This is a genomic window from Pollutibacter soli, assembly GCA_029269725.1.
GTDB lineage: Bacteria > Bacteroidota > Bacteroidia > Chitinophagales > Chitinophagaceae > Pollutibacter > Pollutibacter soli.
Map to the genome: position 1 here is coordinate 25,663 of JARJHS010000005.1, position 13,969 is coordinate 39,631.

The window sequence follows — 13,969 nt, forward strand, 5'->3', positions numbered from 1 at the left end:
ATAATTATCGATGATTACCCATTTTTATTAGATTTGTTTAAACCATGTTTAAACCAGGTTTAAATGAATACATCGGTCAAGGCTATACTTTTCACTTCAAAAATGTTCAAAAATGGTGAACATCCGGTAATGCTTCGCATCATTAAAAACCGGAAACCCAAATACCTGTCAGTTGGATTTTCTTGTACAAAGGATATGTGGAATGAGGTCGAAGGATTACCAATAAAAAAACATCCATTGTACAAAGAAGCAAAGATCTTGATCGGCAGGAAAAAGCTTGAAGCGGATAAACTGATCCTGGATCTCGAAAATGAAAATCAGCACCTATCAGCCTATGAAATCAAAAAGCAGCTGAAAAGAGCCAAAGTGAATAATCCCATTGTCGGTTCATATTTTGACCAGGTGATTGAAAGATTCAAGAATAGTGGTCAGCTAAAAAATGGCGACATCTACAAGGATTGTAAACGGAATCTGGGGCACTTCTGTAAGATTGATGAAATACATTTCTCTGATGTTGATGTAGCCTTTTTAAACAAGTTTGTTGAATTCCTACGCAATCGAGGGAAAGGAGACAATACTATTTATTTGTACCTGCGGACTTTTCGGGCATTGTTGAATAAAGCTATTAAGGAAGATGTTTGCAGTGAAAAATACTATCCTTTCAAACAATTCAGTTTGGCGAAGTATGCCAAGATCAAGACTGAGAAGAGAGCGATTTCTAAGGAGGATATTTTAAAAGTTGCAAAAGTCAATCTCAAAAAAAGTCCGCATTTAATTGATGCCAGAAATATTTTCATGTTCAGCTACTATTGCCGTGGAATGAATTTCATAGATATTTCCTTCTTGAAGTGGAAAAATATAAAAGCTGATAGGTTGAATTATACCCGTAAAAAAACGAAGGAATTGTTTAATATTTTGATTCTTGATCCTGCGTTAGAGATATTGCAGTTCTATCGAAAACATTCTTCTGGTTTACCGGACGAATATGTCTTCCCAATTTTTGACGAATCCCACAGTACCCCACAGAAATTGCACAACAGACAAATAAAAATGTTGAGGCAGGTTAATAAAGACTTGAAAGAAATAGGAGCATTGGCTAAACTGGACACTGAACTTACGACCTATGTTGCTAGACATAGTTATGCGACCATTTTAAAAAAGAGCGGAATTTCAACAAGTGTTATAAGCCAGGCAATGGGGCATGACAGTGAAAAGACGACTCAAATTTATCTGGAAAGTTTTGAAGATGATATCATAGATCAAGCAAGTAGATCAATTTTATAAATTAAGGACATGAATAATTTCTATTCGACTTATAAGAATACCAAAAAGGAGAAATTCAACTATTATAAGTCAGAATTTCGGGCAAGAGTAAGCGAAGCAAGAAATAGGGACAAGGTCATTGAAACTTACTTTGATACCTTTTTTAGACAGCCGTTTGGAGAGATTCAAAACAAACTAAGTTTGAATATGAATATCCCCAATAATGCAAAAAATAATTATGAACGTGACCGAAAGATATCACTGGAGGCAGCATACAATTTCGAGTTTGCACAAATCAATTCTGAAAAAATTGAAGAGGTAATCGAAAACCTTGCTGCTTGGCAAGCTATCATTGAATTTCAGGCTTTTTTGGAAACCAAAAAAATTAGTATTCAGAACAAGAAAGTCTCAAAGAAATCAAATGACCAGAGATCAAACATTATTTGGAAAGGAGAGAATGAAACAGAACTTATTCATCTCATCTACGCAATGTTTCACGGCGATTTTATTTCATGCAAGCCCAATAGAATAGATTCCGTAGTTCAAAGTATTTGCACAGCATTTAATTATGAATTAGGGAAAAATTGGAAATCCAATCACTCTAAAAGCATTCATAATAGAAAAAACGACTACCAAATTCAAATTTTTGATAAGCTAAAAAGTAGTTACATCCTATATGCCAATAGCCAGAAACAAAATAGGGCAAAAAATAAGGCTAAATAGGAAAAACTAATCCCACCTCAATCCCACTGGGATTAGCTTTCAATAAGACTTGTAGTAAAATTTATAAGTTTTGCATGATCAAACTCACGTTATGCAAAACGCATTTTTTATTCAATTAAGCGAAAAGGAATTTAAAGAACTGCTCAAGAATTCTGTGAAAGAATTGCTTGAGAGTTCTAATGAGATTAAGAAGGAAAGTCAAAAGGAAATTCTCAGTCTTAGAGAGACGGCGGACTTTTTGAATATTGCCCCACAGACTTTGTATGGATATACTTCAAATCGCTCCATACCATTTATCAAGAAGGGAAAAAAACTTTATTTCAAGCGATCTGATATTTTGAAATGGCTTAACGCGGGAAATAAAATTCAAAAATAAAAAGCGTCACTGCTATGACGCTTCATTAACTCACCTATAAATTTACTTTGATGCAAGATAACATTTCTGTGTCTTTATATAGGCATGTCTATGACAAAGACCCTCAGACAGTCTCAATTAACAATATATTCCATGCAGTTGCTTTTGATAGAAACTTGAAATTCTGTTGTGAAAGACTTCGATCCTTAAAGTATAAAGATGAAAAGCTGGAGTATAAACTTAAAAACCTACCTGCATTTACAGCCAGCGGAACTTTCCATTCCGGACATAGAAGTGGCGATATTATCTCACACAGCGGCCTAATCCAGATTGATATCGATGAAGTATCTGAAAGCTGGAGATCTAAGGATGATTTAAGGAAAAGTCTCGAAGATGATTTATTCACTTTTGCATTATTTGCTTCTCCTTCAGGAAATGGCTTCAAAATTTTGGTAAAAATTGAAAGCGAACAGCATTCAATTGCTTTTGGTAGCCTGGAACAGTATTTTCTTAAAAAATACAAAATCCAAATAGATAAGAAGTGCAAAGACGTTGGGCGCCTTTGCTTTTTAAGCCACGATCCAAAGATTTACCTCAATCCCGATGCAAAGAAATATATCGTTGAACATTTTCGATTACCTGTCGAAGTTACAAGGACTGAACAGTGTATAACGCGGAGGTTCACTGAGGAAATAGAGAAGCTTGTATTGCACCTTGAAAAATATAAAGTTGACATTACAAACGGATATAGTAACTGGCTAAAAATTGGGTTTGCGTTAGCAAGTCACTTGGGAGAAAATGGCAGGGTGTATTTTCATAGGATTTCTGCATTGAGCCCACAATATGATGCAAGTCGGACTAATCGACAATACTCAGCATGTGTAAAAAATATCAAGCCTGCTACAACTATTAAATCATTGTTCTACATGGCAGCACTGTATGGAGTAAAAATTAATAACTCTTTATGATCACACAGGAAATTCAGAATTTAGAGACGCTTAGTTCTAGTGTTGTACAGGAATATAGAGGTATTATTTTTTTTGAGCGACTAGTTGATAGGAACGGAAATGTTAAAGATGTAAAAGTCATTTATACAAAGCTATATGAGTTCCTGATGTCATTGGGCTTTTTCCGTTTTGATATTGGCCGTGAATTTATAATGGTGAAGAGAAACAATAATATCATAGAGCCAGTCAGTATTCATGAGATTCAAGATGTATTCTTTGATCATATCAAAGAGTTTCCGGATGAGTTACCAGGGGGATTAAGTAAGGAGATGTTGATAGAAAAGTTCAACAAAAGCCCAGATACATATTTCTCAACCAAGAGGTTTTCATTACTACGATCTGACACGCAGTTTGAATTTTTAGAAGACAGCATGACGTCAGCGTACTTCTTTTACCGGAACGGTTACGTTGAATGCACGCCTTCTGGATGGTACCTAAAGTCATATGATCAGTTAGAGAAAGTTATTTGGAAAAGCCAGATTCTGGACAGAATATTCCTACATCAACAGATAGAGGAAATTCCAAAGTTTAAGAATTTGGGAATCTTCGCTCAATTTATTTACAATGTCTGCGCAGGTAAGGATAAACGCATCGCTAGCCTATGCACAGCGATGGGTTACATGTTACACAGCTATATGAATATGAAACTCAAAGCTATAATATTAACAGACGGAAAAATATCAGAATCTCCGGATGGAAGAACTGGGAAATCGCTAGTCCTTCAAGCATTATCGCAAATGAAAAAGACCACGATATTAAAGGGTAAAGAATTTGATGACAGAGACAAATTTAAATATGATGAGTTAGATATTGATACCAAATTACTTGCTCTCGATGATGTAAAGCCAAGATTTAATATAGAAACAATGTTTAATGTTATAACAGAAGGGGTTCGTGTAAACAAGAAAAACAAACAACCGCTTTCTGTTCGGCCTAAAATTGCAATTACTACAAATCGGACGATATCTATTGAAGGTGCGAGTGCCAAAGATAGAGCCTTCGAATTTGAATTTGCTGATCACTACAGCGATAAATTCAGTCCTTATGATGAATTCGGAAAGTGGTTTTTTAAAGACGATTTTACCGACCAGGATTGGTGCCAATTTGACAATTTTATGTTATACTGTGTTTCAGTATATCTTGAAAAGGGCTTGATAGCAGCGGAGTCAATTTCCCTTGATCGGAGAAAATTGATAGAGGCTACAAGCTCGGATTTTATAGAGTTCATGGAAGGGTTATTTGAGTCTGGTAATCTAAAAACTGGTGAAAAATGCCTTAAGAAAGACCTTCATATACTCTTTTTAAGGGATTATCCAGAATACACCGGCAAATCTCACCTAGGTCAAATGGCTGGGTTTACGAAGGCACTGAAATTATTCGCCAGATATACCCCAGGTTTTGCTGAAGTAACTAAAGACGACGAGATAAAAAGCGGGGCGAACAGATACATTATTTTCCGTGCTAAAATTTAGGGTACCCCATAATTATTTTTTTCGTGCCCTCCCGTCCAAATAATTCATTTTACCTGGAGTAGTTGCCTTTTTATTCATTTCCTTGAGTGCCCAATTAACAAAAATTAAGATCCAAAAGCACAGAATAACAACAGCGCCTAAAAAAAATGGACTTGTGGATACTGTGTAGCAGATGTTAGCGCCCCTGTCTGTTTAAAATGCAAACAAAAGTGGGTAAATGGATGGGTATTCAACTGGATATTGCATAATTTCCATTCTATACAGAGTTGAAATCTGTAAGAAAATGAATAACGAAAGCGTAACAATCCATCCTATAAAGAACACTCATTGTATTATCTGTAATAAAATGTTTTCCAACTGTCGTGCATCAAAACTCTATTGCTCGTCCAAATGCCGCCAATTCGGCTATTACCACAGGGCTGAACTCAAAGTGATTAGACAAAGTCAAGAAACCAATAAAACTAAAGCCGTAATTGATTTTTCATTGGCGGATTATAGAGACTATATCAAAATCCAGGAAAAAGTAAAAAGTTATCAAAAATTAGAAAGCCATTTTAAACCTGCTACTCCTGGTACAGATAGGTGGCAATTATATTACGACAATCCAGCATGTGCATTAACTTTTGAACGGAGAGGAATACCAAGTCGACTATTCAATTTGAAAATCCCACACCTGTCAATTGAACAATGGTCTTTTATTAAATTTTTATATGGTGAATTGAACAAAATTGAATTTATTGAACTAGCAAGCTCCCTGAGCAGTGCATTCCTGAGACATTTAGAAATTCCCGAAATTTTAAAAGGCAGTCAGAAAATTGACCCTGTTACAGTAAATTATTTAAGGCATCTAGAAAAAATTGTTTGTGGCAATCTTAGATTTATTTGAAATAAATCAGTGTTTAAGACACCCAAATACCCAATCAAATAATTTGAGATTAAATGTTAAAAAAAGTGAGTCGACAAAAATTAACGATTGATATCATTAAGAAAATCGTACTAGCACAAAACATATGTCAATACACCTGCAGTATTTTAGGTGTTGTAATCATGCTAATGTTCTCGTCTACGGATGAGTTTGCAGCAATATGGTGTGGACTATTAATTGGTGGGGTTATGGGTTTGATTTTATCAGAGCTGATAACAAAAGTAGTACTTTGGTATAACAACTATGATAGGGCCTTTTATGAAACCCTGCTAAAGGAATATAAAAGTGAGAAAAAAAGGAAAGGCAACGAAGGTAATCCCAAAGAGCAAATTAATTTTTCGCAACCAGGGACTGAAATAAATCAGGAAAAACATAATTCGAATTATGGATTCATTGAAGGAGAAACAGAACTGATTCAAAGTGAAAGTTCGTTTTCAGAGAGATCTAAAAAATCGGGGGAACGTAATGCAAAAGAATCCGATAACTTCCTTAAAAAAGAAGAAATCTATGTGTCGCCAGATGGTAAATCAGTTTCTCAAAATGATTTGTACAGGATAAAAGAAGAAGTAGAAGAAGAAGAAGAAAGTGAAAAGCAAGCCGCCACGAAAGCTTCAAATGAAGACAAAAACACAAGCAAAAAAGGTAGATTCGGAATTGGCCGGAAAATTGATTTTCTGGAACTAAATAGAATTAAACAGGACATAGGGATTTTAGGAGAGTTGATTGCTCTCAATTATGAGAAAACACAACTTTACGAACAAGGGATTTCAGATAAGATTATAAGCTTGGAGCATGTGTCGTTATTAGATGATTCACTAGGTTATGATATTTTATCCTTTACACAAAAAGGAGAAAAAAAGTTAATTGAAGTAAAATCAACAAACCTAGAATGCACCCGACCTTTTTTTATAAGCGATATCGAATACACATTGATGAAGAATGAAAAGAACTACTTTATTTACAGGGTGTTTAATATAAATATGGAAGATGAAACAGGAGAGATTCAAATAATCGAATGTGCCAAAATGTTTGAAAGCACATACGATATCGAGCCGATTGTTTTCAAGGTGTCTGTGAAATAATAAAAGTTCATTTAATTAACGTTTCACTAAGTTGCTGTTGAATTACTCCAATATTTTTGATTAAAAGTAGATTTTACTCTAATTGAAATACGCTTCATTTTACTTCTTCAAATACGTCAAGATATCTTCGCCACTCATCCGGGAGGAATTCATTTTTGTAATAAATGTGAGCGAGGAGTCTAAGATGAAATAATCCTAGTCGATCAGTCACATAATTTCTTTTTGGGGCAAGCGTGCTTTTCAGTTGAGCTTTAAATTCGGAAAACAAGGGTGGTAATATTATTCCGGTTTCAACATATAAGTCTTCTTGCAAATTTTTGCTGAATAATAAAATTTCCAACTCCATATCATCATGTTCAGACAATGCAATTTGCAAGTCAATATTTTCTCTGAACGCAGGACTATAATAGTCATAAATACTCTTATTGTGTAAGATTGCGGATAATTCAAAAAGGATTGTTATTAGCAAAGACGATTCATCAACATAATTGTAAGGACGATTTTTTGAGGTAAGAAATTCAATCATTGCATGAACATTTCCATGCAATTCGGGGTACCTTTTATGAATCGAATGCGTTATAAGTATATTGTCAAAAATTTCGATCAAATACTCGTTTAAAAAATCGAAATCACTTTGGGATATGTTACCAGAACGAAGAAAAAATAAATAAACATTTAGAATGGCGATTATGTGATAATCGAAAATCGCTCTTTTGCAACCAATATTATTTGTGATGATTAATTTTAATATTTCTTTCTGACTCTCTTTTAACTCATTTATTGTTTTATAAATACTTTCATCTGGGCTAAACTTAGATTTTTGATATTCAAAATAATATACCAGGTAGTTGATGTACTCAAAACATCTCAAGGGAAAACCTATTGTTTCGAAAGGTCCGCCCCTTTCAGAAAAAAGACCATTTAATTTACATGTTATAGGCAAAGTTTTATTAAAATAGGCCTTCAATAGATCGAATTGAATTCCACAAAGTTTTTCGAAAGCCTTTCTAATTGAAACTCTACGAAAATAGTTGTTGCTTAAAATCCATTTCCAGAGCCTTAGAAGTAGAAATGTCAGGCATTGTTTAGCAGGTTCTAGGTTATTTTTTTCTGTACAATATCGAATAATTAGTAATGACAGAATATTCATGGAGGCAAAGAACTTCAACAATGGTCTGCCTTTTACGGTCGTTATTTTTTCCAGTTGCAATTCTACCAGCTGTATGAAATCTGAATAGTTATAATCAGGTACATCGATAAAAATCAATGTCCTTTTAAGTAATTGAACGCTTTCATGGTCAATAAAAAGGTATTCGTTGAAAAAATATTTGCTAAATAATTCAGTGAGTTTATAAATATCCCACCTTTCAAAATTGTTTTCAGGAAATTCGTCATTTATAAATCCTTCGAAAAAAGGTCTCGTATTGGATTTTAAAACTCCATTGTGAACTAATATAACTTTCAGAGGAAGCGTGTTAAACCCTGGTATGGAGCTGTCATTGAATTTTGTTAGTTTTGCTGCCCGCAATGATTCGATAATCCCGTCTTTTTTTGACATTACAGTATCGTCAATATCCTTATCAGAGTGGCCTTTCAATTCAAAATAGAATTTTTTGCGTATGCCATCTGCATCAATTTTTACTGCGATGACATCCTTTCCAAACTGAGGTTGTCCTTTAGCATCTTTTGGGGTGACAACTATGTTATACCCCATCAGTCTTAGCAAAATTGGAAAGAGATGGTCTAATTCGCCATCTTCTTTTAAACTTGCTAGGTAGTCGCTTACAATTAAGTTTGGGGATTCCATTCGGGAAAAAAATTACTCCAATTTTCCGTTCGTTCGATAAGTTTTTCCCACTCATAATTATCTGGGGAAATAAAATAGCTAATAGGCAGTGTCATTTTCGTAGAAAAAGTTGAGAGTTTAGTAATTTCACCACTTCCTGGATTTTTCCATCCACCGCTTTTCGCTACCACAACTTTTTTCGCAAACCTTAAAAATTGGCTTTTTTGGTCTACGTTCTCTGAAACTCCTTGTTGTAAATTTTTGGTATATACTTTTAGATATTCATTTAGAAAACGTTGTTGAGTATAGTAAGGATCAATCTCTTTAATACTATTTTTTTCGTCAATTATTTTTGAATGGTTTACTAAGTAGTCATGAATTCTTGAAATGACTGACTCTTGGAATGTTGTTTTTTCAGGCCATTGATGATTTAGAATATCAGTTATTAAACTTCCATAATCTTCGGTTAAAAGCTCCAGTTTACATAATAAGGACTCTACAACTAAATCATCCTTCGATTCGAGCAATGGCAATAAAATTGGAATCGCCATTTCTGGGTCGTGTAAATATGAAAGGATTGAAACAAAAAATTTAAATTGTTCTTTTGCAGGAAGGTGTAATAAAGCTTTAGACAACTCAAAACCATTTTGATGTGCCGAAACAGTTTTTACTAGAATGCGTCCCAGCCACCTTATTTCACCATCATTATGTATCACAAGATGCACCAAATCTTTATCAAATACTTCAGGAGAAATATTTCTTATCCAAGGTATATTGTGTTCAAAAACATCTTCATTTATTCTGAATTTAAATGTATATGCATATGTGATTAAAAAATCAAAATAGAATTTACTGTCTTTGAAAGAGTAGAGTACCCATGCAATATGAGGAATAAGCTTTTCTGTAGAATGGTTAAGAGTTAATACTTTTTCCAGCAACTTTACTTTCTTGCTATCATAATTATCTATGTGTCTGACAGAATTTAATACAGATATCTGTACTTCAAATTCTTTGATATTTAGCAAATCGAATAATATATCAAAACAGGTATTAATATTTTCTTCGGTAATCTCACTTGTACGGTTAACCAATGCATTAATCAGCCTGGGGATTTGAACTAAAGCTTTTTGTTCAAATGGTTGATGTGTTTTTAGAAGGCCGAGAATTGTTGCAGTTTCCTTTTCGTTAAAAGTTAATTTTGCAGATAATGCATTTATTATTGAGGGCTGTGAATATTTGTTTGAGAATAAAATTACCAGGTTCTCTAGATAATTGTCTATTGAGTTAATAAAACCAATAAAAAGTGAATTGTTTATTATATCATCTATAGGGTCGTGATTCGATTTTATTTTTTCAAGAAGCGCAAGGGAATTGCCTTCTTGCAGAATTGAATAAGCAGTTAAACTTTTAGCTATTTCATTTAATGTTATATTAAAGACTTCTTTTTCTTCGTATTTGTAAAGGGTAAATACCCTATGCAACAAGAAAAGAAAATCATCTAACTGGTACCTATGAAAAGGGAGGAATTTTATTAATGCAGTTGTAAATATTTCTAGTTGTCGATTAGGAAGTCCTTCCCATTTTTTTGAAATTTCAATAATGTCTGTCTGGAAATTAAGATGTTGATGATAAATTGCAATCGAAAATACTCCTGACAAAAATCGTGTTATTCCAAATTTTTGGGTAATTCCATCAAACTCAGTTTCAAACAAATCAAGGAAAGCAAATAAATCTTCGACACTATTATTAACAACAAAAGATTTAGTTTTTGTGTATTCCCGATATACGGCATAATAAAACAGATTATTATGAGCTACTTGATACTTTTCACCGTTTTTTTCAATTATGCCATATTCGAGTAAAATTGGGAGTAATTCTGAAACTCCATCAAGTTCAAATACAAATTTCTTGTTTGTAAATATTCTTTCTAGCAACAACGAAATGTTGTCAACTAAAGAAGGTTCATCCTTTAATTTTTGTTCTGCTATTTGAAAATTGAACATGTATTAAAAGATACAGATTTGAAGGGAATGCTAATTATAGGAGAGGAATTATTTGCGATTTGTTTAAACCATGTTTAAACCAGGGCAAAAGAAAAGGGTTCCAGAATCCTCTGAAACCCTTGTCTGTATTGAGTGGGAGTTGACGGGATCGAACCGCCGACCCTCTGCTTGTAAGGCAGATGCTCTGAACCAGCTGAGCTAAACTCCCTTTCCTGTTTTGGGAGTGCAAAGATAAACTGCGCAGCGTTTCCACCAAATTTTTTTTCATGATTGATTTGAGATGTTTGCTGTTGAAAATCAACGCATTATACGGTAGTGGTAAATTTCGGTAAAACGGTCATTAGTGCCAGTTCCTTTCGATGTCGGTAAAAATAAATCGCAAAAAACACCGTCACCAACGGCAATACCGCCCCAAACTCATCAACATAATATTTTGTGTTACCCGTGTCAGCAGTGATCGGTGTAAAAAATGCCTGCACAAAAAGATTATGACTGGCATGAAGAAGCATGGCCGTCCAGAGGCTTCCGGATTTTATCCTGAACCAGGTAAACACGAAACTGATGCTGATCACCATCACGGTAAAACAACTGAGCGCATACCAGGTCGGGGTGCCGCTGTTGTAATCTGCAAAAATCAGGATAGGGTAGTGCCAGACCGACCAGACAATGCCAGTGAAAAAGGAGGCCTTTTTGTAACCGAAACGTTTGTACAATTCGGGCGTTAGGAACCCGCGCCATCCGATCTCATTTCCAAAGCTGTGGCGCAGGATACCGGTAAGGCAAACAAACCAATCAGTATAAAACATACAAGTACAGAAAGCAGATCAGGCAGTTTCCTAAAACCAAAAATGGATTCAAGATTTTCGACGAATTCAGTATTATAAAATTTTCCAAATCCCGTAAACCAGATGATGATGTAAGCAATAAGAGAATACATGAGCGGTACCAAATAGCTCAAAAGCTGGAACCTGGTTCTTCCCCATTGCCATCCCAGCAAGCTCAGCTTACGATTAAGAATAAGCGAAGTAAGTATTGCCGACATTCCCGGGCACCACATCAGTCCGGTAACGAAAGTTCCGCGTCCGCCGCTGAGTGAACCTTTTGATATAATGAGGAAGTAAAATACAGAACTCAGTGCCAGTGTGATCAACAAATAAATCCCCACCGGTCGCAGCGAACTTAAAGATTCGTTTTTCATACCCGTTACTTAAACAGACAGGATGGAAGTTGGTATGAATATATTACAAATCCGCGAGCGCATTGAAGGTGGAATAAAACATTGTCTGCCGGGAAAATTCTGTCAACTTCCGTGAAAAAACACTTGTTTTTTAGCCTTCCCTTTTCCGAAATTTGAAAATCTGCCAGGTATCCGATCCCCACAAGACAGCGGGGATCGGATACCTGGGAACTTTCGCCGAAACACGAGTCGTGCAAACAAAAGGTACGCCGTAGAATACCTTTCTTCCCAGTCAATCTATCCTCCTATGCGGCAAATGCCAGTGAGTCTGCTTCTTTTGCCTGTCTGTCTACAAATACCCAGGATACCACCAACACTGCGAACATGATGATCGGGCTCATCGATCCAGCAACATCCCCCTTAGCAATATGCGCCACTGCGGCAGAGATCAGATTGAAGGTAAAGCCGGCATATGCCCATTCTTTAATCCTGCGTGGAATTGCTGGAACGAGCAAAGCCAGGGCGCCCACAAGTTTAGCAATGCCCAGTTCTATCCTGAAATAATCAGGGAACCCAAGAAACTGAAATCCTTCAGCCACTTTGGGGTTGGCGAAATAGCTGAATCCGCTGAAGAGCATCATAGCCCCAATCAGCCCTGTGGCTATCCAGTAAATAATTTTGTTTTTTTTCATGACTTTGGTTTTTTGAAGTCACAAACTTATGTACATTTGCTTTCCAAAGGATAGTACTATACAACCGTATAGCACTATCCAATGAGAAAGTAAATTCAAAAAATATGTGTCCTGCCGATAAAAAAATCCATAATTCACAGGAATGTTCGCGTAACATTATGCCTGTAAGAGATGCGCTCGAGGTATTAAATGGTCGTTGGAAGCTACCGATACTGATCGCATTGTCATTTGGAAAGAAAAGATTTAAAGAGATTTCGAGAGAGATCCCCGGGATCACAGATAAGATGTTATCCAAGGAATTAAAAATGCTGGAGGCGAATGAGCTGATCAGCAGAACAGTTTATGATGATTTTCCACCGGTGGTAGAATATGACATTACTAAACACGGAGAGACACTCTGGAAAGTAATTGAAGAATTAAGAAACTGGGGCATTTCTCATCGGAAGAAGATTATGGGGAAGAAGGTTGAAATGGTATAACGTAAATTGAATAACGTTGACCGTTATACGCAGAACTCTTCGAATTCAGGTTTGATTAATTTTCGCGCTTGCATTTTTACTCTTAACATTAATGTGTCGGAACTCGGTAGTGCATATCCTACACAAAATGTCGATATGCAATTACCCGCGAAAACGATCGGTGCCCGATGCCCTCTGCCAAAAAATCAGGATCGCCTATTAGCCTTTCCGAGTCAGTATTGTACCGTCAACACTCTACGTGTTACGTTCAACGTTCCGCGTTTAACCTCATAACATACTAACGTTTCCCCTCAGATCAAGAATGAACTTATGAATATGTAATTCATGATGATGTACTGACCTGATATGTTTTTTCAGATCATCGGCAAACTTCCTGTGCAGATCAATTTCTTTTTCGCGGTTTTTTGGATTGCCGTCGGCAAGAAAATTTTTATAGGCGCCGCAGTCTTCATGTTCCACAATATAAATGTCGCTGACCTTGTGCAGCACTTTTGCCACTTTCACATGGTCCTCAATCATTTTTTCCCATTGGGGTATGCTTGGAAATGATTTGATAGCATCGGGATTGAATTTTGATTTATTCTTTTCATAAGTGCCGCACAACGATGCTCCCGCGAGCGCAAGATGATCATAACGATTGATCAGGTTATCAAAGTGCAGAAAGTCAAGCAGGTTGTCTGTCAACCGGAGATCAATGCAACTTATTACCAGGACATTTCCTTTAGGTTGTAGGTAATCGTCATAATCGGGATAAGTTTTTGTGTCTTTCATTCTATGTTTTTGAAAAATAAAAGTAAAGGAAGAAGTTGAGTATGCGGTGTTCGTTGATCGTTTTACTGTGTTCGTTATAAATTGCTGTTCTGTAGGTGGAATGGCAGAGCATGCGAATGCTGAGAGAATTTCCCGCAGATTTCCGCGGATCTGAAGACGCACAGATGATCGCAGATCAACTCTGCGTGATCAGCGTGTATTCAATCTGCGAAAATCAGCGGGAGACCTGATCGA

Annotated in this window: 14 protein-coding genes and 1 tRNA gene; 8 read left to right on the forward strand and 7 right to left on the reverse strand. The window is 35.8% G+C overall.

Going from position 1 to position 13,969, the window contains the following annotated elements:
• The first annotated feature begins 63 nt into the window (after positions 1-63).
• The 7 genes from P2W82_RS13620 (at position 64) to P2W82_RS13650 (ending at position 6,827) form a co-directional block, all read left to right on the forward strand.
• The gene (locus P2W82_RS13620; RefSeq protein WP_336516450.1) at positions 64-1,284 is read left to right on the forward strand and encodes a site-specific integrase; all 1,221 of its coding nucleotides are present in this window, start codon (positions 64-66) and stop codon (positions 1,282-1,284) included.
• Between the two features lie 9 nt (positions 1,285-1,293).
• The gene (locus P2W82_RS13625) at positions 1,294-1,986 is read left to right on the forward strand and encodes an RteC domain-containing protein (RefSeq protein ID WP_336516451.1); all 693 of its coding nucleotides are present in this window, start codon (positions 1,294-1,296) and stop codon (positions 1,984-1,986) included.
• A 91-nt stretch (positions 1,987-2,077) separates the two neighbouring features.
• Complete coding sequence (locus P2W82_RS13630) at positions 2,078-2,362, forward strand: helix-turn-helix domain-containing protein (protein ID WP_336516452.1); 285 nt, start codon at positions 2,078-2,080, stop codon at positions 2,360-2,362.
• 50 nt (positions 2,363-2,412) lie between these two features.
• On the forward strand, positions 2,413-3,309 hold the full coding sequence (locus P2W82_RS13635; protein WP_336516453.1) for a BT4734/BF3469 family protein: 897 nt from the start codon (positions 2,413-2,415) through the stop codon (positions 3,307-3,309).
• Positions 3,306-4,820 (forward strand): DUF5906 domain-containing protein, encoded by a 1,515-nt coding sequence (locus P2W82_RS13640; RefSeq protein WP_336516454.1) that lies wholly within the window; start codon positions 3,306-3,308, stop codon positions 4,818-4,820. Before P2W82_RS13635 ends, P2W82_RS13640 begins: the two co-directional genes overlap by 4 nt.
• A gap of 283 nt (positions 4,821-5,103) precedes the next feature.
• Positions 5,104-5,706: a hypothetical protein gene (locus tag P2W82_RS13645; RefSeq protein WP_336516455.1), complete on the forward strand. Its 603-nt coding sequence runs from the start codon at positions 5,104-5,106 to the stop codon at positions 5,704-5,706.
• A 53-nt stretch (positions 5,707-5,759) separates the two neighbouring features.
• The gene (locus P2W82_RS13650) at positions 5,760-6,827 is read left to right on the forward strand and encodes a protein NO VEIN domain-containing protein (protein ID WP_336516456.1); all 1,068 of its coding nucleotides are present in this window, start codon (positions 5,760-5,762) and stop codon (positions 6,825-6,827) included.
• Between the two features lie 94 nt (positions 6,828-6,921).
• Here P2W82_RS13650 and P2W82_RS13655 read toward each other — a convergent pair whose 3' ends face one another.
• From P2W82_RS13655 to P2W82_RS13680, 6 genes are all read right to left on the reverse strand, one after another.
• Positions 6,922-8,634, reverse strand: coding sequence for a hypothetical protein (locus P2W82_RS13655; protein ID WP_336516457.1), 1,713 nt, complete (start codon positions 8,632-8,634; stop codon positions 6,922-6,924).
• Positions 8,616-10,616: a hypothetical protein gene (locus P2W82_RS13660; protein ID WP_336516458.1), complete on the reverse strand. Its 2,001-nt coding sequence runs from the start codon at positions 10,614-10,616 to the stop codon at positions 8,616-8,618. Before P2W82_RS13660 ends, P2W82_RS13655 begins: the two co-directional genes overlap by 19 nt.
• 133 nt (positions 10,617-10,749) lie before the next feature.
• Positions 10,750-10,824: transfer RNA gene (locus tag P2W82_RS13665), tRNA-Val, on the reverse strand.
• A gap of 97 nt (positions 10,825-10,921) precedes the next feature.
• On the reverse strand, positions 10,922-11,422 hold the full coding sequence (locus tag P2W82_RS13670) for a CPBP family intramembrane glutamic endopeptidase (protein ID WP_336516459.1): 501 nt from the start codon (positions 11,420-11,422) through the stop codon (positions 10,922-10,924).
• Entirely contained in the window at positions 11,338-11,814 is a 477-nt protein-coding gene (locus P2W82_RS13675; RefSeq protein WP_336516460.1) for a hypothetical protein, read from the reverse strand. Before P2W82_RS13675 ends, P2W82_RS13670 begins: the two co-directional genes overlap by 85 nt.
• Positions 11,815-12,098: 284 nt before the next feature.
• A complete protein-coding gene (locus tag P2W82_RS13680; RefSeq protein WP_336516461.1) occupies positions 12,099-12,485 on the reverse strand; it encodes a DoxX family protein in 387 nt (128 codons plus the stop codon).
• Between the two features lie 104 nt (positions 12,486-12,589).
• Here P2W82_RS13680 and P2W82_RS13685 point away from each other — a divergent pair, with 104 nt between their 5' ends.
• Positions 12,590-12,964, forward strand: coding sequence for a winged helix-turn-helix transcriptional regulator (locus tag P2W82_RS13685; RefSeq protein WP_336516462.1), 375 nt, complete (start codon positions 12,590-12,592; stop codon positions 12,962-12,964).
• A 267-nt stretch (positions 12,965-13,231) separates the two neighbouring features.
• Here the strand turns inward: P2W82_RS13685 and P2W82_RS13690 are convergent, their stop codons facing one another.
• Entirely contained in the window at positions 13,232-13,735 is a 504-nt protein-coding gene (locus tag P2W82_RS13690) for a hypothetical protein (protein WP_336516463.1), read from the reverse strand.
• Positions 13,736-13,969: the final 234 nt, after the last annotated feature.